We start from the raw sequence: 20,503 nt of genomic DNA on the forward strand, positions 1-20,503 counted from the left end.
CCGACTCGGCGGTCAGGCCGCGGCCGCCCCCTCCCCCGCTCCCTCCCCCTCGCCTTGAGGCGCGTCCTCGCCCTCGGGCCCGGATGCGGGCGCCGGGCCGACGGGTGAGCCGGGCTCGGGAGCGTCGCCCCCCAGCGGCCGGGTGGCGCCGGCCTTGGTGAACCGGCTGGTGCCGCGGTTCAGGTCGTGGCCGACCAGCAGCGCGTCGACCTCGAAGGAGGTCACGGCGACCCCGGCGGAGTTGGTCCAGGTCTGGGCGTTGAGGCGCCCGTGCACGACGACGGGGTCGCCCCGGCGCAACGAGCGTTCGCAGTTCTCGGCCAGCCCCCGCCAGGCGTTGACGGAGTACCACTGGGTCTCGCCGTCGACCCACTCGTTGGACTGCTTGCGGTAGCGCCGCGGGGTGCAGGCCACCCGGAAGGTCGCCACCTGCGCCTCGCCCGCCTGGCGCAGCACGACGTCGCCGCCGAGCCAGCCCTGCAGCGTCACCATGGTCTCGTTCATCTCGGTCTCCCCTCAGTCGACCGGCCGGGGAGGCTCCCCGTCCGGGCACGAGGCTGGAGGACCGGACCGACATCGTCGGCGCCCGCGGGGTCCGCCTGTGGAGGGCCGTGCGGCAACCGCGCCTGTGGACCGGATCCGGGCCGGCGGACGGCGGTCCGGACCCGGCGCCGGGGGCTACTTGAGGGCCCGGCTGATCCCGGAGCGCACCGAGGTGTACGCCGCGAGCTCCTGCTCCACCGGCGCCACGACCAGCTCCCGGGCCACGGAGCCGACCGACTCCCGGAGCCGGCGGTCGGCGGCCCGGGCCCGGCGCCGCGCCGTGCCCCGCACGAGCGCGCGGGACAGCAGGGCCAGCAGCACGCCGGCCGCGACGCCGCCGACCAGCAGCAGCGTCGGCACCGGGAGCCCTCCGACGTCGGGCGTGGGCGGCGCGGGCAGCTGCAGGAAGCCGGCCCCGGCCAGGGCGAGCAGCCACAGCACGCCGACCAGCGCGGCCAGCAGCAGCACCCACTGGACCACCCGGACCGCGCCGACCCACAGCGGGGTGCGGGAGGCCCCCAGGTCGGTCTCGGCCAGCGCGGCGTCGAGCCGGTCGCCGAGCTCGTCGAGGCGGGCGGTCGAGGCCCGGCGCACCGAGGCCGTCCAGGGGCGGGCCAGCCCGGTCGAGACGTCGTCGGCCAGCGCGCGCACCTCGGCATCGACCCGGGCCCGCTGGACCTGGCTGGGCGCGGGCACCGACGTGCGGGCGCGGCCGGTGAGCTGCCGCCCGGCGTCACCGAGGTCGAGGTGCAGGCGCTTGAGCGGGTCCGGACGCAGCCGCGAGAACCACGCCACGACCGGCCAGCCGGTCGCGCGGCCGGCGCGCATCCGGGTCGAGCGCTCCACGGCTGCCACGACGGTGGGGACACCCGCCGCCTCGGCGAAGGCCTCCTCCAGCGCCGCGACCCGGTCCTCGGACAGGGCGCGGGTGCGCGCGTCCCCGCAGGCCGCGTCCAACCGGGCGGCGGCGGCCCGGACGTCGGCCTCCAGCCGGGCCCGGGTGGCCTTCTTGGCGGCGACCCGGTCGGCGATCTCGCGCTTGAGCTCGGCGATCCCGAGGCCCTGGCGGGCGCTGACCGGCAGCACCGGCACCTGGTCGAGGCCGTCGGCGACCAGCAGCCGGCGTACGTCGGCGACCATCGCCTCCCGCCGGTCCTCGGGCACGGTGTCGATGTGGTTCAGCACCACGACCATCACGCCCTGGTGCCCGGCCAGCGGCGCGAGGTAGCGGTCGTGGATCGCCGCGTCGGCGTACTTCTGCGGGTCCAGGACCCAGACCAGCAGGTCGGCGAGCTGCACCAGCCGGTCGACCTCGAGGTGGTGCGAGACCTCGGTGGAGTCGTGGTCGGGCAGGTCGAGCAGCACGACGCCGTCCAGCTCGTTCTCGCTGCGGCCGCGCCGGCCGGTGTCGAGCATCGAGTCGCGGGTGGTCTGGTGGCGCGGCGGGATCCCGAGCCACTCCAGCAGCTCGTCGGCGCCCTCACGGCCCCACACGCAGGCGGTCGCCCACGACGTGGTGGGCCGCCGCACTCCCACCGCGGAGAGCTCCAGGCCGGTCAGCGCGTTGAACGTCGAGGACTTGCCCGAGCCGGTCGCGCCCGCGATCGCGACCACCGTGTGGTCGGCGGAGAGCCGCAGCCGTCCGGACGCCCGCTCGACCACCGCGCTCGCCGGGTCGACGGCCTCGTCGTCCAGGCGACCTCGGGCGGCCTCGGTCGCCGCCTGCAGCCCCTCGATGCGGGCGCCGATGTCGGAGCCTCGGGTGACCAGCTTCCTGGCCCCCTCCAGCAAGGACGTCATTGTTCCCCTCGACCCCGGTCCGTTGGTGCGGGGCCAACCCTAGGGCCTCCCCGGCCGACCCGGCTCAATCGGTGCTCCGCTGGGTCCGGGCGAAGCGCAGGTCGTCGACCCGGCGGGCGGCGGCCCGGACCTGCTCGGGGGCCTCGGCGTCCACCCCGAGGCTGTCCAGCAGGTCGGTGTAGCGGGCCCGTTCCGCCTCCAGCAGCGCCCGGACGCGCGCGTCGAGCGCGCGCCGCGAGCGCTCCGCGAGGCTGCGCACGGCCTGGTCGCCGAAGACCGCCTCGAGCAGCTTCTGGCCGAGCACCGCCGAGCCCCCGGCGATGCCCGCCTCGGCGCCGGTCAGCCCGGCGGTGTGCGCGAAGACCACGACCATCAGCGCCACCGACAGCCCGTTGACCCCGAAGGCGAGGAAGCGGGCGGTGCTGCGCTTGTCCGCGCCCTCGGTGCGGACCATCTCCAGCACGTCCTGCTGCCAGTCGCGCACGGCGCGCTCGGCCCGGAGGCGCAGGTCGCGGGACGCGCGGCCGAGGTCCTCCCCGGCGTCGGCGAGCAGCGCCTTGCCGGGCCCGAAGGACTGCCAGGACCCCGCGGCCCGCTCGGCCGCGGCCTCGGCGTGCTCGAGGATCAGGGTCTCGAGCCCCGACTCCACCGCGACGGTGACCCGCTCGGCCTGCGCCGGCTTGCCCTTCACCGCGTTGACGATCCGGTCCCGGATCCAGCCGACCCGGTTCTCCAGGGACTTCAGCAGCTCGCCGGTGCCGACGAACTCCTGCCACCGGGCCAGCACCTCGCCGCGCAGGAGGGTGCCGTCGGAGGAGGCCTCGGCGACCGCCTCGACCGCCCGGTCGTACGCCGAGTCCGCGTCCGCCCGCAGCCGGAGGCACGCCTCGACCTGCTCGCCGGCCGCGTCGGCGACCGCGTGGCTGCGCCGGCTGATCGTGCGGATCGCCCCGTCGAGCGTCTGCTGCACCACGGCCCCACGCGCCTCGGCGTCGTCGGCCAGCGAGGCGAGCCACCCCCTGATGTCGGCCACCGAGCCGGCGTCGAGCAGCCCGTCCGCGGAGACCGGGCCCTCGGGGACCGTGAACAGCGGGGAGTCCTTCAGGCCCCGGCTGGCCAGCATCCGGGCCAGGTGGGTGGCGACGGTCTGCACCGCGTCGGCGGCCGTGCGGTCGAGCACGATCGCGACCGCGGTGGAGCGGTCCGCCGCCTGGCGCAGGAACTTCCAGGGCACCTGGTCGGCGTACCTGGCCGCGGAGGTGACGAACAGCCAGAGGTCGGCGGCCGCGAGCAGCTGCGCGGCGAGGTGCCGGTTGTGCTCCTCCACCGAGTCCACGTCGGGCGCGTCCAGGATCGCCAGACCGGCGGGCACGGTCTCGGAGGCCACGAGCTGGAGCGCGCCGGGGTCGGTGGTGGCCCGGGCGACCCGCTCGAGGTCGGGCAGCAGCCGGTCCTGGCCGAACCAGGCCGCGTCGTCGGGGTGGTGGACGAGCACCGGGGACCGGGTCGTGGGGCGCAGCACGCCCGACTCGGTGACCCGCCGGCCGACGAGGGTGTTGACCAGCGTGGACTTGCCGGCGCCGGTCGAGCCGCCGACGACCGCGAGCAGCGGCGCGTCGAGGGTCGTCAGTCGGGGCAGCACGTAGTCCTCGAGCTGGTCGACCATCTCCTCTCGCGCCGCCCGCTGCTCGGCGACGTCGGCGAGCTCCAGCGGCAGCGACGCGTCCTGCAACGAGCCGCGCAGCCGGACCAGCGCGGTCAGCATCTGCGCGTCCGCGGGCGGCTCCGCGGCCGGGGACTGCGGGGGCGTGCTCATCGGGTGGGTACCACCTGTCCGGGAAAGGCGATCGTGGGGCGTACGGCGCTGATCCGCGCAACGTACTCGTGCCCACGCGCGGCGAAGTCGGGCGGCGGGGTGCCGCGCAGGAAGCGGTGGTGGAGGAAGCCGAGCTCGATCGCGGCCTGCTGGTAGTCGCGCATCGCCCGCTCCCCCGGGCGGCCGCCCTGCTGGCGGGCGAAGGCGCGGCTGCGGCGCCGGGCGCCGAGGTCGACCACCCAGCCGATGTCGGTGGCCGGGATGAGCCCGCGGGCCGCGGCGTCACCGAGCGAGGCGGTCAGCATCCGCCGCTCCGAGCGGCGCGCCCAGGTGGCCAGCGCGACGATTCCGATGAACGCCGGCGTCATCAGCAGCAGGTAGACCCCCACGAACCCCTGCAGCCCGTAGACCGTCGAGGTGTTCCACGCCGCGTGCGCGACCACGGCGGCGACGTAGCCCGCCAGCGGGGCGAGCACGCGCAGCCCCCGGCCTCGGGCGTTGACGGCGATGCCGACGCCGATGCCGGTGAACGTGGTGAAGAACGGGTGCGCGAACGGCGAGAACAGGCACCGGACCACGAAGGTCCCGGTCAGCGCGTCGGTGCCGCCCGGGCCGGTCCCGTCGGTGCCGTTGTACGCCGCGGCGAGGTAGAGGATGTTCTCGGTGAACGCGAACCCGATGCCGACCATCCCGGCGTAGACGAGCCCGTCGAGGACGCCGTCGAGCTCGGCGCGGCGCCACCACAGCAGCAGGATCAGGAACAGGCCCTTGCTGGCCTCCTCCGACATCGGGGCCACGACCTCGAGGCTGGTGCGGTCGCTGAAACCGACCACGAAGCCGCCGACGCCCTGGATCAGCAGGGCCGCCGCGGTGGCTGCGAAGCCGCCCCAGAGCAGGCCGAGCGCGAGCAGCCGTCGCGGCTCGGGTTCGTAGCGGTCCAGCCACAGGTAGCAGGCCACCAGCGGCCCCACCGGCAGCGCGGCCAGCACGGTCGCCAGCAGCAGGGACGACGGGGCCCCCGACAGCGCGATCAGCAGCAGCATCGCCAGCGCACCCAGCCCCACGAGCACGGTGACGACGACCGTGAACGCGATGCTGTCGCGACGGGCCCCGGGCATGGGCTGCAGCCTATCGGCAGTCGAGGCACGGCCCGCCGTCCCGTCGTACCATGACGACGTGAGCGACCAGACCCAGCACGACGCCCCGGCCGAGCCGAAGACCGAGTCCCACGACCCGAAGGTGCCCGACGCCTGGGCCCGCTTCATGCGGACCGGGTGGGGCGAGAGGGAGCTGGACCTGCCAGCGCACCCGATCGCCGAGCACGCCGCCCGGCGTCGCGCCGCGCTGGCCGAGGCGTTCCCCGGTGAGCGACTGGTGCTGCCGGCCGGCACCTACAAGGTGCGCAGCAACGACACCGACTACCGGTTCCGTCCCGACACCGCCCACACCTACTTCTCCGGCAACCAGACCAGCGACGCGGTGCTGGTGATCGAGGACGGCGAGGCGACCCTCTACGCGCGGCCGCGGTCCTCGCGGGACACCGACGAGTTCTTCCGCGACCGGCAGTACGGCGAGCTGTGGGCCGGTCGCCGGCCCTCGGCGCACGAGATCGCCAGCTCACTCGGGCTGCCGGTGCGCCACGTCGACGAGCTGCCGCAGGCGCTGGCCGGCTCCGGCAAGACCCGCGTCCACCGCGGCGTCTCGGCCCTGGTCGACGGCCTGGTGGCCGCCGACGCCACCCGCGACGAGGACTTCGCCCGGGTGGTCTCCGAGATGCGCCTGGTCAAGGACGACTGGGAGGTCGGCGAGCTGCAGGAGGCCTGCGACATCACCGCGCTCGGCTTCGAGGACTCCGTGCGCGAGTGGGCCGACGTGCTCAAGTACGGCGAGCGCTGGCTCGAGGGCACGTTCTTCCGCCGGGCCCGGGCGATGGGCAACGACGTCGGCTACGACTCGATCGTCGGCGGCGGCCGGCACGCCACCACGCTGCACTGGATCGAGAACTCCGGGCCGATCACGCCCGGCGAGCTGGTGCTGCTCGACATGGGCGTGGAGGGCCACAACCTCTACACCGCCGACGTGACCCGCACGCTGCCGGTCGACGGCCGGTTCACAGACCTGCAGCGCAACCTCTACGACCTCGTGCACGCCGCCCAGGAGGCGGGGATCCAGGCGGTCCGGCCCGGCGTACCGTTCCTGGCCGCCCACGACGCCGCGATGAGCGTGCTGGCCCACGGCCTGGAGGACCTCGGGCTGCTGCCGGTGTCCGCCGAGGAGGCGCTCGACCCCGACAGCAAGGTCTACGCCCGCTGGACCCTGCACGGGACCAGCCACATGCTCGGCATGGACGTGCACGACTGCGCCAACGCCGCGATGGACGTCTACCCCAAGGGCGACCTCGCGGCGGGCATGGTGCTCACGGTCGAGCCCGGGCTGTACTTCCAGGAGGACGACCTGCTGGTGCCCGAGGAGCTGCGCGGCATCGGCATCCGCATCGAGGACGACATCCTCGTGACCGCCGACGGCCACCGGAACCTCTCGGCGTCGCTGCCGCGCACGTCGGCCGACGTCGAGGAGTGGATGGGCAGCCGCCGGGGCTGACCGTCCGGCGCGGCGTCAGCCGGCGTCGCGGTAGACCGCCGCGACGGCGGCGGTCCGGCTCTGCACGCCCAGCCGCTCGTAGACGTTGTTCAGGTGGGTGCGCACGGTGCCCTCCGAGAGCTGCAGCCGGCGCCCGATCTGGCCGTTGGTGTAGCCCTCGCGCACCAGGGACAGCACCGCGAGCTGACGCGGCGTGAGCTCGTTCGCGCTCGTGTGCTGCTGGCGCCAGCGCAGGTAGTGCTCGCGGACGTGGGGGCGCAGCAGCCGCAGCAGGAAGCGATCCCGCTCGGTGAAGTCCGGACCGTGGCGCCAGCCCAGCAGGCGCAGCTGACGATGCGCCGCGAGCGGGATGCACGCCATGATCTCGCGCTCGTAGGGCACCGGCTCGACCCTGGTCCGGCGGAGCTCACGCAGGCTGGTGAAGTCGGAGAGCGTGGTGATGGAGTCGTAGTCGCCGGAGCGGTCCGGGTAGCTGCAGTCCACGCGCCAGTAGTGCTGCCAGAACGGGTTGGCGAGCGCCTCCTCGGGGGTCTCCTGCTCGGTCCCGTGGCCGTCGTGGTCGACGGCGTTGAGGAACCAGACGTGCGCAGGGGCGGTGCAGTAGCCGCCGAGGTTGACCTGGTCGGTGTGCAACAGCTCCGCCAGCTTCTCGAGCGCTGGCCACGGGATCGGCTCGGGCTCGAGCCGCGCGAGCTCGTCGATGATCTCCTGGAGCAACGAGGTGTCGCGCTCGCTCAGGGTGATGCCCGCCATGGTTCCTCCACGCCCGACCGGCGGCTCCCCCCACCTCCTCCAGGGTAGGACCGTTTCGCCGGGCGCGACATACGCGGAACCGCGGATTCCGTCGGGCGGCCGACCTTCCTAGCGTGAGGAGTGGCTCTCGGGCCCACCCCCGACCAGGAGCACACCATGTCGCACACCCTGCTCCGCCGGCTCGCCGCACTGCTCGTGGCCTCCGGCCTCGCCGCCCTCGCCGTCCCGGTCTCCGCCGCCGGCCAGACCGGTCACCACGACCGTCCCTGCTTCATCGTCCAGGCGCACTGGAACGTCGGCCTGGACGGGCCGCAGCCACGGTGCTGAGGCTCACGCGCCCGGTTGCGTGTCCCGGGACGGCGCGGATGGCATTCGCGTGGCAGCCTAGGGCGAGGCCGTCCTCGTCGGACGGCGTCGGTGATGTCGTCGTGACGGGGAGTCGGTCAGGTGGTGAGGGTCTCGGTCTGGTTCACCGCCGCGTGCGCGGCAGCGGTCGCCCTCGTGGTGGGTCTGACCGGTCCCTCGTCCGCGCCGGTCGCCGACCTGCTGCCCACCGCGGACCTCTCCCCCCAGCTGGTCGCCTCTCCCCAGCGGGTCGTCCACCGGCACCAGCCCCTCGAGCGCCGCTCCCCGGCCGCCCGGCGCCTGGCGCGGCTTAGCCTGCCGCAGCAGGTCGGCCAGCTGTTCATGGTCGGCACGCCCGCCACCTCGGCGAGCCCGGCCACGCTCGACCAGATCCGCCGGCTGCACGTGGGCAACGTGATGCTGACCGGCCGCAGCCGGGCCGGCGTCCGCGCCCCCGCCCGGGTCGCGGCGGCCGCTCAGGCGCGGGCCACGTCGGCCGCCACCGGCGGCGTACGCCTGCTGGTCGCGACCGACCAGGAGGGCGGCCAGGTCCAGGTGCTGGGAGGCCGTGGACTCCCAAGCATCCCGACCGCCCTGACCCAGGGTTCCTGGTCACCGGGGCGGCTCGAGCACGCGGCGACGACCTGGGCCGGGCAGCTGCACCGGGCGGGGGTGAACATGAACCTCGCGCCGATCCTCGACACCGTCCCGGGTCCTCGGGCCGCTGCCCACAACCCGCCGATCGGCCACTACGACCGGGAGTTCGGCTACCGGGTCGGCACCGTCTCCCGGCACGGTCTCGCCTTCGCCCGGGGCATGCGCTCCGGGCGTGTGGTGCCCACCGCCAAGCACTTCCCGGGCCTGGGCCGTGTGCACGCCAACACCGACACCGACACCCACGTCGTCGACCGCGTGACCCGCCGCCACGACCGCTACCTGGTCCCCTTCCAGCGGGCCGTCGACGCCGGGGTTCCGGCCGTGATGGTGTCGACCGCCATCTATGCCCGGCTCGACCCGAAGCGTCCGGCGGCGTTCTCGCCGTTCGTCCTGCGCACGATGCTGCGCCACGACCTCGGCTTCGACGGGGTCGTGGTCTCCGACGACCTGGGCCTCGCCCGGCAGGTCGCGCCGTGGTCGTACGGCGCCCGCGCGGTGTCCTTCCTGCGCGCGGGCGGTGACCTGGTGCTGACCGTCGACCCGCGCACGACCCCGGCCATGTACGCCGCGGTGCTGCATCGGGCCCGCACCGACCGGCACTTCCGCGCGCGCGTCCGGGAGTCGGCGCTGCGGCTGCTCGAGCTCAAGCAGCGCCAGGGACTCCTGGGCCGCTGACGCGACCGGTCCCCCGGCCGGGTCAGGAGTTGCGGCTCGCCCGGATCGTCGGACTGGTGTCGGCCCGGCAGCCGTCGATGTGGCGCACCTTGGCGTAGAACCGGCCGGGGGTGCCCGTGTTCCCGGTGGACCACTGCGCGGCTCCGCTCATGGTCAGCGATGCGGTGTCGCTGGCGAACCGCGTGTCGTCACCGCCGCCGCGGGCGCCCTTCTGCTTGAACACGATCACCTTGCGGCCGTCGACACACTTCCTGTGGGAGCTCTTCACGAGCCCGGACAGGTCCGTGCCCTGCGCCTTGATGGTCACCGTGGTGGCGGAGTCGCCGGCGGCCGCCGCCACCGAACCGCTCGTCGTCAACCCCGCTGCCACGCCGAGGGCGAGTGCCGGGACGGCCAGATGCTTGAGTCTCATGACCCACCTCCATGGGTGTCGGCCCCCGTCCCTACGAGCGTGGGCACATCCGGTTGCGCAGGAACAGGGACCGATGGCCGTTGCGTCCGCGTCCGGGCCCGACCCGCCCGGTCACTCGATGCCGAACGTGAGCGGGTGGTCGTCGTCCGGACCCGGCTTGCGGACCGGGATGCCGTTGAGGTCGACCACGCCGAGGTTGCCGGTCGGGTTGAGCACGATCTCGTACGTCGAGCCGGCCGGGAGCGGTTCGTCCGGCGTCCACTTCGCGGTGCTCACCGGACCGGTCCGGCACGGCACCGCGGCGCTCGCGTCGTCGCGGCAGGCCCAGCTGCCGGCGACCGTGGCGGTCCCGCCGTACGCCCGGACGACGACGCTGGCGTCGTCGAGGCCGTGCACCGGCTCGTCGAAGGTCACCGCCACCGGCCCGTCGGGGCCGGTCCGGTGAACCGGCATGCCGGCTCGCGGCGGCCGCAGGTCCTGGTGCCGGATCCTCACCCGCGCCAGGAGCTCGTCGGCGAGGTTGCCGACGCGGTCCCGGGCGTCCAGGGACACCCACAGGCGGTGGCCCAGCAGCCGGAGGCACGGGCTGATCCGGACCCGGCCGCGCCAGATCCCTTCCTGCGGGGTGCCGCTGACGCGCGTCAGCCGGCCGGTGGCCCAGCCGATGCCGGCCTCGACCTCGGCGACACCGGACCTGGCGTCGAGGAGGTGCGCCGTGACGGTGACCGAGCCGGCGTGCCGCCGCACGTCGAGGCGGCGGGGACCGACCCGGTGGTGGCGCAGGACCGGCGCAGCGGCGTCGTTGCGGCCCGTCACCTCGAAGGCGGTGTCACCCAGCGCCCTGACCCAGCGGTACCGGTAGTCCCGCGTGTTGCCGGCCCGGTCGCGCAGGTAGATCTCCTTGACCTTCCACGTCCCGGTGACCCAGCGCGGAATCCTGAGGTCCCCGGCGAAGGTGCCGTCCCCCTCGTCGGCGAGGGTGCCCGCCACCTGGTGGTCGTTGGTGTGCTGGACGCGCACGCGGACCTCCTCGACGCCGCTGCCGCCTTCTCCGTCCGAGGTCTGGACGACGACGTGCGCGGTGCCCGGGTGCGAGGAGGCGTCGACGGTCCGGCTGACGCTCAGGCCGGTCACGCTGGGCGGGTCGGTCTCCGGCGGTGCCGCCGAGGTCACCGTGAGGCTGGTGTCGGGCGGCGGCGCGGCGTAGTTGCCGGCGTGGTCGAAGATGTACGCCGGGCCGAGCGTCCAGTCGCCGGTCCCGGCGTACTGCGGGACGGTGAACGTGCCGGACCAGGCATCGCCGTCCCCGTGCTCGAGCTCGAGCCGCGCTCCGAACGAATGGCCCGGCGCGAGCACCGAGACCGTGGCGTGGTGGACACCGCTCGCGGCGCCGGGGCCGCCCGCGTCGGGGATCTGCATCGTCAGCGTGACGTCCCGCGGCCCGTCGCTCACGTCGACGGCCGACGGCGAGAAGGTCACCGACTCGACCGTCGGCGGCGCGTTGTCGGGGATCACGCAGGGGTTGAGGTACGACGTGTCGGGTGCCGCGGCGGCGGCAGCCGACGCAGGGACGGACGCGCCGGCACCGAGCAGGGCACCCGCGGCCGCGACGGCCACCCAGGCCCTGACCGCGGTGGCCATGGAGACGGGCATTGGGTCCTCCCCCGAGGAGCGCGACTGGTGCGCCTCATCGTGGCACGACGCCGCCGCCTCCGCAGCCGTCTCTTCGGGGCGGCTCGCAGCGGTCGAGGCAGACAGCGGTGGCCGGCCCAGGGATACTGACCTCCGGGAAGGGCGGGAGCCGGCCGAGCTGTCTCGTGGCGAGCCGGCCACCGATGAAGCAGGCCGATCTGGAGGGATCCGATGCAGCTGCCCGAGAACACCGCGCTGGTCGTGGTCGATGCCCAGGTCGGCTTCGACGATCCGTGGTGGGGGCCCCGCGACAACCCGGACTGCGACGCGAACATCGCCGCGCTGGCCGACGCCTTCGTCGGATCCGGCCGGCCGGTCGTCTACGTCCGGCACGAGTCGGAGAACCCGGACAGTCCGCTCCACCCCGGACGGCCGGGCAACGCCCTCAAGCCGTACCTGGCCCGGCATCGGCCGGACCTGGTGGTCACCAAGTCGGTCAACTCCAGCTTCCACGGCGACCCCGACCTCGACGCGTGGCTGCGGGGGCGAGACGTCGGCACGATCGTGGTCGTGGGCATCACCACCAACCACTGCTGCGAGACCACGGCGCGGGTCGGCGGAAACCTCGGCTACGACGTGTGGTTCGCGCTCGACGCGACCCACACCTTCGACCGCACCGGCCCGGACGGCACGACGATGACCGCCGAGGAGCTCGCCCGGGCCACGGCAACGAACCTGCACGGAGAGTTCGCCACCGTCGTGACGAGCGCCCAGGTCGTCCGTGCCCTCGGGGGCGCCGCGATAGGCCGGCTCTGAGACCCAGCGAGGTCCACGCGCGCCCGGGCGGCCGACGATTCAGGCGAGGCTTCCCAGCCAGTCGCCGTAGAAGATCCCGAGCCCAGCCGCGACGCAGACCCCGGCGATGATCCAGAAGCGGATCACCACCGTCACCTGCTCCCAGCCCGCCATCTCGAAGTGGTGGTGCAGCGGCGCGATGAGGAAGATCCTCTTCCCCACTCCGGTCGTACGACGGGTCAGCTTGAACCACGACACCTGGAGCATCACCGACCCGGTGACTGCGACGTACAAGCCGCCGAGGACGGCCAGGAGCAGCTCGGTCCGCGTCATCAGTGCCAGCCCGGCCATGGCTGCTCCCAGCGCGAGGGAGCCCGTGTCGCCCATGATGATCTTCGCCGGCGACGCGTTCCACCACAGGAACCCGAAGCAGGCGCCGGTCAGCCCGGCGGCGACGGCGGCGAGGTCGAGCGGCGAGGCCACCTGGTAGCACAGTCCGCTGGTCGCACTGGAGGACCCGCACAGGTGGTTGTTCTGCCAGATGCCGATCATCGTGTACGCCGCGAAGACCATCACGGCGCTCCCGGTCAGCAGCCCGTCGAGACCATCGATCAGGTTGGTGGCGTTGCTGGTCCCGCTCACCATGAACCAGACGAGCGCCAGGACGATCATCCAGGGCAGTGCCGGTCCGACGTCACGAACGAGGGACAGCCGGTGAGAGACGACCGTGGCCGCGTCTCCGAGGGCAGGGTGCAGTGCCACGACTCCGAACACGAGACCGACAACGGTCTGTCCCATCAACTTGGCCTTGCTTCGCAGACCCAGGCTGCGCTGCATCCTGACCTTGATGAAGTCGTCGAGAAAGCCCACGCCGGCCATGCCCACCAGGAGGAACAGGACCAGCAGCGCGGATCGCGTGGGCGCCTCCCACATCAACAGCTTGGCGAAGCCGTAGCCGATCAGCACCGAGATCACGATGACGGTGCCGCCCATCGTGGGGGTGCCCCGCTTCACGTGATGCGTCTGCGGGCCGTCCTCCCGGATCAGCTGCCCCAGCCCCCACGAGGCGAACTGCCGGATCGCCCAGCGAGTAGCGAACAACGACACCACGAGCGCGCACGTGCCGCTCATCAGAATGACCTTCAACCTCGTGCCGATCCTGTGAGGGCGCCCCATCAAGACCGTCCGGTCTCGTCGGCTCGCCGTGGTCAGAACTCGACACGACATCACATCAACAGGCGAGCATCAACGACCTCGGCGCGTGTCGACGCCCGGGTCACGGTTCGGACTCCTTGGATCACCGCCCGGCGTCCGCAGCGAGCGGCCCGACTTCGGATACCTTTGCCCCCTTCAGCGGCGATGAGTCTCGCGGTGGCGACCGGTCCGTATCCCGCAACGATCCATCGCGATCGAATCGGGAGGAATCTTGAAGCTTCTGCTGACGTCCGGCGGCGTCACGAACACCAGCATCCGCGAGGCCCTGGTCGAGCTGCTGGGCAAGCCGATCTCCGATGCCGACGCCCTGTGCATCCCCACCGCGCAGTACGGGCACCCCTCGGTCGGACCGGGCGAGAGGGCCTGGCAGTTCATCAGCGGGAAGTCCGGCAATCCCATGGTCGACCTGGGCTGGAAGTCGATGGGCGTGCTGGAGCTCACCGCGCTGCCCAGCATCGACGAGGAGCACTGGATCCCGCTGGTCCGGAAGACGGACGTCTTGCTGGTGGCGGGCGGAGACGTCCTCTACCTGTGCCACTGGATGCGGCAGTCCGGACTCGCCGACCTCCTTCCGTCGCTGACCGAGACGGTGTGGGTGGGACTGAGCGCCGGGAGCATGGTGATGACTCCCGAGGTCGGGGAGGACTTCATCCAGTGGAGGCCGGCGACGGGTGACGACAGCACGTTGGGCCTCGTCGACTTCTCGATCTGCCCACACCTGGCTCCGGACGGCCTGCCGGGCAACTCCATGGCGGAGGCGGAGCAATGGGCGGCCAGCATCTCCGCCCCGGCGTACGCCATCGACGACCAGACGGCCATCAAGGTGGTCGACGGCGCGGTCGAGGTCGTGTCGGAAGGGCACTGGAAGCGGTTGACCTGACGGCCGCGGGCCCCCCTAGGCTCGCGTGCATGTCGCTACCTCTCGCGGGACGTACAGCGGTGGTCACAGGTGTCAGCCGGAGGCGGGGCATCGGTTTCGCGGTCGCATCTCGACTGGCGTCGATGGGTGCCTCCCTGGCAGTCCACCACCACCTTCGGCATGACTCGGACGAGTACGGCGCCTCCGAGGATCTCGCTGAGCTCCTTGCAGACCTTCGGGCCCGCCTCAGTGGGAACGCAAGCATCGTCGACGTGGCCGGCGACCTGGGCGACGCCGAGACAGCAGAGGGGTTGATCCACGCCGTGAACGGCATGCTCGGCCATGTCGACGTGCTCGTCTGCAACCACGCCCACGGCGGTGACGCGGTCGGGCTTGCGGACCTCACGGCGACGAGTCTCGACCGGCACTGGGCTGTCAACACGCGAGCGACGCTGTTGCTGACCAAGGCCTTCGCGGCCCAACACGACGGCCGCACCGGCGGCAGGGTGATCTGGATGACCTCAGGACAGGCTCTGGGGCCGATGAGCGACAACCTCGCCTATGCCGCGTCGAAGGCTGCGTTGGCAGGAGCCACGTGGTCCGTCGCGGACGACCTCGTCGGCAGGGGGATCATGCTGAACACCATCAACCCCGGTCCCGTGAACACCGGATACCTCGATGGTGCTCCGCCGGCCGTGCTCGACCGGTTCCCGCAACACCGGCTCGGAGCACCACAGGACCCTGCGCGCCTGATCGCCTGGCTCGTCAGCGACGAGGGCGAGTGGATGGTCGGACAGGTGCTCAACTCCGAGGGCGGATTCCGTCGCTGACCACCCACGACCGGACCTTAGGAACTGCCGCGCTGGGGGTCCCCGAACCGGACGGTCCAGGCACGGCCGGGTCACCCTCGCGACGCCCCGCGAAGTCGTCTGAGGACACCACCACCCCAGCGACGCTGGCTGCAGGTCGCCTGCATCGCCACCGCACGGCGCGACCTGTTTCGCGACCGAGCCGCTTCAGCCTGTTCACTCGAATCGGGCGGCGATCTCTGTCAGGCGCTGGTTGTGCGACGGCCAGTCGATGGTGTCGGGAAGGTTGTTGTGGTTCGGCAGCAGGCCGACCGAGCCATCGAGCTGCTCGCGGAGGATGTCGGCGTGGCCCGCATGGCGCTGCAGGTCGGCTGTCGTGTGGACCAGGATCTCGTCGAGCGTGACCTTCGCGTCGCCCCAGTGGGCCACGTGCCCGAGCGCGTCCAGCGGCAGGGCGTCGATGGTCTCGTCGGCGAAGGCCTGGACTCGGCGGTAGAGGTCGACGATCCCGGCCGCGGTTTCTGCCTCGGTGGCGTGCCAACCGGCCAGCGGGTCGGGGTTGTTGGGAGAAACGAGCTCGCCTGGTGTCGGCCACTCGCGGCCGAAGGTAGGTCCGAAGTAGATCACTTCGGTGTTCAGGGCGTGCTTGACGAGACCCAGCAGGTTGGTGCCGGTCGGCGTGCGAGGCAGTCGCAGGTCCCGCTCGCAGAGGCCCTCCAGCTTCCAAAGCAGCACATCGCGAGCCCCTTGCAGGTAGTCCTTAAGCACTTCCTTGGGTGCGGTGACCATGCGCGCAGCCTGTCACAGCCGGGCGCACCCGGGTTTGGCCCGCAGGAAGCTCCAGGTGGTGCGTTGATCGCCGCCAAGCATCCCTGTCGTACGCCCGCTGATTCTCTCTGTTCCTCTCTCGTGGGTAGTGCGCGTCTTCGTCGCGACCAGACGGCCAGTCGTCGCGGAACTTCATCTGGGGGCGGCAGGGTGGTGCAGACCACCAGCTCGATAAACGGACGCAGTCCGTCGGGTCTCAATAAGACGCTCCCGCGGGATGCAGTCGGGCGGCGATCATCTCCACCCCGGGTCCAACCAGATGCGGCAGCGCGGCGCGGATCCGACCGGTCATGAGCAGAGCGAGGTCGCCCGCCGAACCACGGACCTGTGGGCCAGAGCCGGCCTCCCACACCAGCTCTGGCGTTGCGTCGCCCTGGCACTCCAAGCGCACCCCGGCCAGGCGCCGGCGAGCTCGGAAGGGCCAACCCATGGCCCAGATCCGCTGGAGGCTGAGGACCGCAGCAGCGTCCGGCACAGGTCTGGGCAGGGCGAGCGGTACGGCGATGTCCTGGCCGTGCACAACGAGGTCGAGCAGGATGTTCTGGCTGACCACGAACACCGGCTTGGTCCTCAGCTCGGCGCTCGCCCGCAGCGATGACACCAGCTCCCCCGGGCTCCGTCGCGCGTAGGTGACAGCGACGTCTCGACCAGCGGTCCACAGGCGGCCACGCGCTCGCAAGAGCGCCTTCGTCATGGTCCAAGGGCGGGGCTCGCCGGCCGGCGTCATGACCAAGTGGGCGAGCACGTCGCGCACGGACCACTCCTCGCACAACGATCGGGTGGCCCATCGCTCCTCGGGCAGGCCCTCGAGCATCTGAGCCAGGCTCAGGCGCTCGTCACGGATCAGGTGCCATACCGGCTCATCCATGATTACCACCACCAGTAGTCAAGTTCTTTGACTACTGTGCAACTGAGACGACCGATCCGGCAAGGGGGTTCTCGTGACGATCATCGAACCCGAGGAGACGCCGATCAGTGTGGGGGTGCTGCTGTTCATCCCCTACCGGCACATGGAGCAGCGAATCCTGGTCGCGGTGACGACTGGGGGCTACGACATCTCACTGGCCCAGGCCCGGCTCTTCCAGCGTCTGGACCGCAACGGCTCGCGCCTCACCGATCTTGCGCGGGCCGCTCAGGTAAGCAAGCAGGCGGCCGGTTTCCTCATCGACGACCTCGAGGCCGGTGGTTACGTCGAACGCGTCCCGGACCCCACGGACCGGCGAGCCCGCCTGATCCGGATCACTCCTCGCGGCCGTGACGTGGTGGCGGTCGCGCTGGTCGAGCAGCGGCGCGTCGAGGCGGAGTGGGAGGCCCGACTCGGCTCGCAACGGATGACGGACCTGCGGCACATGCTCGAGGAGCTCAAGGAGATCACCGACGTGCAGTCCGGAGAGTGACTCTGTGCCCGCTCGAGATCGAGTCGTCACGCGTGGTGCGCAGTGTCATAAGGGCATCGACCACGCCCAGCCGCGACAAGAAACACGAGACGCTTCGGCGGTCGCGCAGATCGGTCTTAGGCAAGTCGTTGACCCCTTCCGAGCAAGTGCGTCACGCCGCCGCCAGGGTGCCACCGGGGCTGTCGTATGACATGCCTGGTCGGGCTGCGCCGGAGGGCAGGATGAGGAATCCGCACGGACGGCCGTGCGCTCGTGAGCTCGCGGACCTATGGTGACCCCGTGCTCGTGAACCGCTCGGCGCCGCGCGCCCGGGTGACCCCGGTGCTGACCGTGGCGGACGTCCGAGCTGCCGTCGCGTGGTACAGCGAGGTCTTCGGCTTCGTCGAACACGTCCGCGTCGGCGACGGGCACCGCTCACAGCTCGGGTTGCCGAACGGCCCTCCGGCCGAGCTCGTGCTCAGCGAGGTCCGGCCAGGTCGGCGCACACCAGAGCGCGGACGTTCTCACCAGATCATGTTCAAGGTCGACGATGTTGCGCGCGTGGTCGACACTGCGGTCAGTCGCGGCGCGACCCTGGTCGATCCACCGCACGACTGGCAGTACGGCGAGCGACAGGCCACACTCGACGACCCGTTCGGCCACCAATGGGTCATCAACCAGACGCTGGCCGACGTGGCACCCGAGGAGTGGGGCGGGAGCACGATGACGCCGCGGCCGCCGGACCGGTAGTCCCTCATCACCGAGACGGCCGGCTCCGGGAAGCGACGGTTGCCGGACCGGGTACTGCGTCCTACCCCCGCCAGTCGGCGCACCGTGCGGACTGGATCCGCTGGATTGGGCGGTCACTCCGAGCGGCGGAGTTCGGCCTGCAGACGGGCGGCGAGATTCACGGAAGACTCGATCTCGGTACGCCGGATCGAGACGCTCTCGACGTTGAGCCCGAATGGCACGCCGAGACGTCGGCAGTATGCAATCAGCTCGAGAGCCGTCGCCAGTGCTTGCTCGAAGGACGCGTCGAGGGTGTCGTCGGCGTGCCGAAGGTCGTTCTGGATCCAGCGTGGGACGTCTACGCCGAGCCACCGGAGGAACTCCAGTGTCTTCATCGAGCCGCACACCGAGAACGTGAACACCATCGGGACCGGATCTTGGCCCCGTGCGGCGCACTCGTAGCGGTAGTCCGAGACAAGGTTCTTTGCTGCGTTGAGGTCGTAGACCACTTGGGTCACGAAGAAGGCGCAGCCGGCCGCCTGTTTGGCGAGCAGTCGCAGATGCTCATCGCCATTGCGTGTATGGCGCTCCGGGATCGCGACCCCGCCGAGCAACAGGTCAGGCTTGATCTTGGTCCCCAGCGCCTGGGCTCGCGTCAACGTGGTCGCCACCGGCTTGTCGCGGGAGGAGGGCCCGACGAAGACCGACAGCACCCGATCGGGTTCTTGCGCCTCGAGCCATGATCCGAGTTGGGCCTCGTCGTACTTCCCGACCGCGCGGTAGACAACAACCGGGGTGTTCCAGTGATTGAGATGCCTGGACAGATACTCCGCGGGGTCCAGGGTCGGCAGAAACGGGAACGGGCGCTCCTCAGAGTTTCGGTCGCTCTCGTCATCGATGTCGTAAAGCACCAGGCCGTCCAGGTCCAACTCCTGAAGGCGCTCGAGTGTCACGTCGGCGATCTCTTGACTCTTCTCCGGGGAGGTCGCTCGACGTGGTGGTGTCAGCGCGAAGAGCAGGAACTCGCCCCGACGTTCGCGGATGCGCCTCTGGAGATCCACGCCGCGACCGTAACGGACTGATCGGCGCCGCCGCCCCGATACCGCCCGGACACACCTGCGATCCGCACGACGACGGACTTGCGACTTACTGAAGGGCCCCGGGTTTCGTGGCTCTTCTTACCTGCGGTGGGGGCAGTGAGCGACACGACCTGAGCGCCTGACCCAGACAGGGGTCGAGGCCTTCCAGGATCGGTAGCGACCAAGCTGACCGACCGAAAGGCCTCGACGATGCTCGAGCCTACGGCGTGCGACCGCGCGCGCCCACGTTCTCAACGCTCCTGCTACTGCGACCGGTGTGACCTCCTCGTCGGCCTCGATGGGTTCCACGTCATCGGCGTCGGCGAACACGCCGGCGCGGTCCGTGTCGTTGTCGAGACACCGCCTGAGCCGACGGGCTGTCGTAGGTGTGGGGTGATCGCACACAGCCACGGTCGACGCGACGTGCGCCTGATCGACGTGCCCTGCTTCGGGCGCCCGGTCCGGCTGGTCTGGCGCAAACGAACGTGGCGCTGCGGCGAGGAGAAGTGCACGGCCAGGTCGTTCACCGAACAGCGCGAGGATCTGGCGGGCCCGCGGGCGTTGCTGACGGTGCGTGCGTGCTGGTGGGCGATCAACCAGCTCCGCCGCGAGCACGCCTCGGTCGCCGGCCTCGCGCGGCAGCTCGGCACGACCTGGCGCACGCTATGGCGCTCGATCGAGCCGCTGCTCGAGGCCATGGCCGTCGACCCGGCACGCTTCGAGAACGTCACCAGCCTGGGCGTGGACGAACACATCTGGCACCACGTCTCGACCAGACCGATCAAGGACGGCGGCCGCGGCCCGAAAGAGCTCACCGGGATGGTCGACCTGAGTCGTGACCAGGAAGGACGCGTGCGTGCGCGGCTGCTCGACCTGGTCCCGGGCCGATCCGGCAAGGCCTACGCCGACTGGCTCGAAGAACGCGGCAACGCCTTCCGCGACGGCGTGAAGGTCGCCGCCCTGGACCCTTTCCAGGGCTACAAGACCGCGATCGACGACAAGCTCGAGGACGCCGTCGCGGTGGTTGATGCGTTCCATGTCGTGAAGCTCGGCACCGCCGCGGTCGATGAGTGCCGGCGCCGGGTCCAGCAAGAGACCCTGGGTCGCCGCGGCCGCAAGGGCGACCCGCTCTACGGCATCCAGAAACTGCTGCGCGCGGGCGCGGAGAAGCTCACCGACAAGCAGTGGGCCAGATTCGAGAAAGCCATCGCAGCCAGACCCGATGAGCACCTGCAGGTCTGGATCGCCTGGTCGTGCGCCCAACAACTCCGCACCGCCTACCGCCACCCCGATCCGGCCGAGGGCCGCAAGATCGCGACCAAGATCCTCGACTCGTTCCCGACCTGCCCGGTCCCCGAGATGGCCCGACTCGGTCGCACACTGAAGCGCTGGAAAGAGGCGTTCCTGGCCTACTTCGAGACCGGCCGATCCAACAACGGCGGCACAGAGGCCATCAACGGCCTGATCGAGCTCCATCGACGCGTGGCCAGAGGATTCCGCAACCGCGAGAACTACCGCCTACGCATGCTGCTCATCGGCGGCGGGCTCAGCCACCCCCACCTGAAGTAAGAAGAGCCGG

20 protein-coding genes are annotated in these 20,503 nt (G+C 71.7%); 9 read left to right on the forward strand and 11 right to left on the reverse strand.

What is annotated here, in order from left to right; genetic code table 11:
* Positions 1 to 12 precede the first annotated feature (12 nt).
* The 4 genes from BJZ21_RS13445 to BJZ21_RS13460 form a co-directional block, all read right to left on the reverse strand.
* Positions 13 to 504 carry a single-stranded DNA-binding protein gene (locus BJZ21_RS13445; RefSeq protein ID WP_179664223.1) on the reverse strand — a complete coding sequence of 164 codons (492 nt, stop codon included), beginning with the start codon at positions 502 to 504 and terminating at the stop codon, positions 13 to 15.
* A 174-nt stretch (positions 505 to 678) separates the two neighbouring features.
* Entirely contained in the window at positions 679 to 2,343 is a 1,665-nt protein-coding gene (locus BJZ21_RS13450; RefSeq protein WP_179664224.1) for a GTPase, read from the reverse strand.
* Positions 2,344 to 2,407: 64 nt separating this feature from the next.
* Positions 2,408 to 4,159, reverse strand: a complete 1,752-nt coding sequence (locus BJZ21_RS13455) for a dynamin family protein (RefSeq protein ID WP_246298501.1) — start codon at positions 4,157 to 4,159, stop codon at positions 2,408 to 2,410.
* Positions 4,156 to 5,277, reverse strand: coding sequence for a PrsW family intramembrane metalloprotease (locus BJZ21_RS13460; protein ID WP_179664225.1), 1,122 nt, complete (start codon positions 5,275 to 5,277; stop codon positions 4,156 to 4,158). Before BJZ21_RS13460 ends, BJZ21_RS13455 begins: the two co-directional genes overlap by 4 nt.
* Before the next feature lie 58 nt (positions 5,278 to 5,335).
* Between BJZ21_RS13460 and BJZ21_RS13465 the strand changes: the two genes are divergently transcribed.
* Positions 5,336 to 6,760, forward strand: coding sequence for an aminopeptidase P family protein (locus BJZ21_RS13465; RefSeq protein ID WP_343052137.1), 1,425 nt, complete (start codon positions 5,336 to 5,338; stop codon positions 6,758 to 6,760).
* A 15-nt stretch (positions 6,761 to 6,775) separates the two neighbouring features.
* Here the strand turns inward: BJZ21_RS13465 and BJZ21_RS20610 are convergent, their stop codons facing one another.
* A complete protein-coding gene (locus tag BJZ21_RS20610; RefSeq protein WP_218851484.1) occupies positions 6,776 to 7,513 on the reverse strand; it encodes a helix-turn-helix transcriptional regulator in 738 nt (245 codons plus the stop codon).
* 156 nt (positions 7,514 to 7,669) lie between these two features.
* On the opposite strand from BJZ21_RS20610, the gene BJZ21_RS13475 reads away from it, so the two are divergent.
* Complete coding sequence (locus tag BJZ21_RS13475; protein ID WP_179664227.1) at positions 7,670 to 7,840, forward strand: hypothetical protein; 171 nt, start codon at positions 7,670 to 7,672, stop codon at positions 7,838 to 7,840.
* 120 nt (positions 7,841 to 7,960) lie between these two features.
* Complete coding sequence (locus BJZ21_RS13480) at positions 7,961 to 9,190, forward strand: glycoside hydrolase family 3 protein (protein ID WP_179664228.1); 1,230 nt, start codon at positions 7,961 to 7,963, stop codon at positions 9,188 to 9,190.
* A gap of 22 nt (positions 9,191 to 9,212) precedes the next feature.
* Here the strand turns inward: BJZ21_RS13480 and BJZ21_RS13485 are convergent, their stop codons facing one another.
* Together BJZ21_RS13485 and BJZ21_RS13490 are read right to left on the reverse strand one after the other, a co-directional pair.
* Positions 9,213 to 9,602, reverse strand: a complete 390-nt coding sequence (locus tag BJZ21_RS13485; protein ID WP_179664229.1) for a hypothetical protein — start codon at positions 9,600 to 9,602, stop codon at positions 9,213 to 9,215.
* A 111-nt stretch (positions 9,603 to 9,713) separates the two neighbouring features.
* Positions 9,714 to 11,255: an Ig-like domain-containing domain gene (locus tag BJZ21_RS13490; protein ID WP_179664230.1), complete on the reverse strand. Its 1,542-nt coding sequence runs from the start codon at positions 11,253 to 11,255 to the stop codon at positions 9,714 to 9,716.
* 210 nt (positions 11,256 to 11,465) lie between these two features.
* Between BJZ21_RS13490 and BJZ21_RS13495 the strand changes: the two genes are divergently transcribed.
* Positions 11,466 to 12,050 carry a cysteine hydrolase family protein gene (locus BJZ21_RS13495; RefSeq protein WP_179664231.1) on the forward strand — a complete coding sequence of 195 codons (585 nt, stop codon included), beginning with the start codon at positions 11,466 to 11,468 and terminating at the stop codon, positions 12,048 to 12,050.
* A gap of 39 nt (positions 12,051 to 12,089) precedes the next feature.
* On the opposite strand, the gene mraY is transcribed toward BJZ21_RS13495, so the two are convergent.
* Positions 12,090 to 13,175 (reverse strand): phospho-N-acetylmuramoyl-pentapeptide-transferase, encoded by a 1,086-nt coding sequence (gene mraY / locus BJZ21_RS13500; protein WP_179664232.1) that lies wholly within the window; start codon positions 13,173 to 13,175, stop codon positions 12,090 to 12,092.
* Positions 13,176 to 13,455: 280 nt separating this feature from the next.
* Here mraY and BJZ21_RS13505 point away from each other — a divergent pair, with 280 nt between their 5' ends.
* Both BJZ21_RS13505 and BJZ21_RS13510 read left to right on the forward strand, forming a co-directional pair.
* Positions 13,456 to 14,124, forward strand: a complete 669-nt coding sequence (locus BJZ21_RS13505; protein WP_179664233.1) for a Type 1 glutamine amidotransferase-like domain-containing protein — start codon at positions 13,456 to 13,458, stop codon at positions 14,122 to 14,124.
* A 29-nt stretch (positions 14,125 to 14,153) separates the two neighbouring features.
* Positions 14,154 to 14,933, forward strand: a complete 780-nt coding sequence (locus BJZ21_RS13510) for an SDR family oxidoreductase (RefSeq protein WP_179664234.1) — start codon at positions 14,154 to 14,156, stop codon at positions 14,931 to 14,933.
* Positions 14,934 to 15,128: 195 nt separating this feature from the next.
* Here the strand turns inward: BJZ21_RS13510 and BJZ21_RS13515 are convergent, their stop codons facing one another.
* Together BJZ21_RS13515 and BJZ21_RS13520 are read right to left on the reverse strand one after the other, a co-directional pair.
* On the reverse strand, positions 15,129 to 15,701 hold the full coding sequence (locus BJZ21_RS13515; RefSeq protein ID WP_179664235.1) for a DinB family protein: 573 nt from the start codon (positions 15,699 to 15,701) through the stop codon (positions 15,129 to 15,131).
* Between the two features lie 235 nt (positions 15,702 to 15,936).
* Positions 15,937 to 16,608, reverse strand: a complete 672-nt coding sequence (locus BJZ21_RS13520) for a maleylpyruvate isomerase family mycothiol-dependent enzyme (RefSeq protein WP_179664236.1) — start codon at positions 16,606 to 16,608, stop codon at positions 15,937 to 15,939.
* 73 nt (positions 16,609 to 16,681) lie between these two features.
* On the opposite strand from BJZ21_RS13520, the gene BJZ21_RS13525 reads away from it, so the two are divergent.
* Together BJZ21_RS13525 and BJZ21_RS13530 are read left to right on the forward strand one after the other, a co-directional pair.
* The gene (locus BJZ21_RS13525) at positions 16,682 to 17,137 is read left to right on the forward strand and encodes a MarR family winged helix-turn-helix transcriptional regulator (RefSeq protein ID WP_343052138.1); all 456 of its coding nucleotides are present in this window, start codon (positions 16,682 to 16,684) and stop codon (positions 17,135 to 17,137) included.
* 279 nt (positions 17,138 to 17,416) lie between these two features.
* On the forward strand, positions 17,417 to 17,866 hold the full coding sequence (locus BJZ21_RS13530; RefSeq protein ID WP_179664237.1) for a VOC family protein: 450 nt from the start codon (positions 17,417 to 17,419) through the stop codon (positions 17,864 to 17,866).
* Between the two features lie 113 nt (positions 17,867 to 17,979).
* Here BJZ21_RS13530 and BJZ21_RS13535 read toward each other — a convergent pair whose 3' ends face one another.
* On the reverse strand, positions 17,980 to 18,906 hold the full coding sequence (locus BJZ21_RS13535; protein ID WP_179664238.1) for a methylenetetrahydrofolate reductase: 927 nt from the start codon (positions 18,904 to 18,906) through the stop codon (positions 17,980 to 17,982).
* Positions 18,907 to 19,134: 228 nt separating this feature from the next.
* On the opposite strand from BJZ21_RS13535, the gene BJZ21_RS13540 reads away from it, so the two are divergent.
* Complete coding sequence (locus BJZ21_RS13540; RefSeq protein WP_218851431.1) at positions 19,135 to 20,493, forward strand: ISL3 family transposase; 1,359 nt, start codon at positions 19,135 to 19,137, stop codon at positions 20,491 to 20,493.
* Positions 20,494 to 20,503: the final 10 nt, after the last annotated feature.

It is taken from the genome of Nocardioides panaciterrulae (assembly GCF_013409645.1).
GTDB classification, from domain to species: Bacteria; Actinomycetota; Actinomycetes; order Propionibacteriales; family Nocardioidaceae; genus Nocardioides; species Nocardioides panaciterrulae.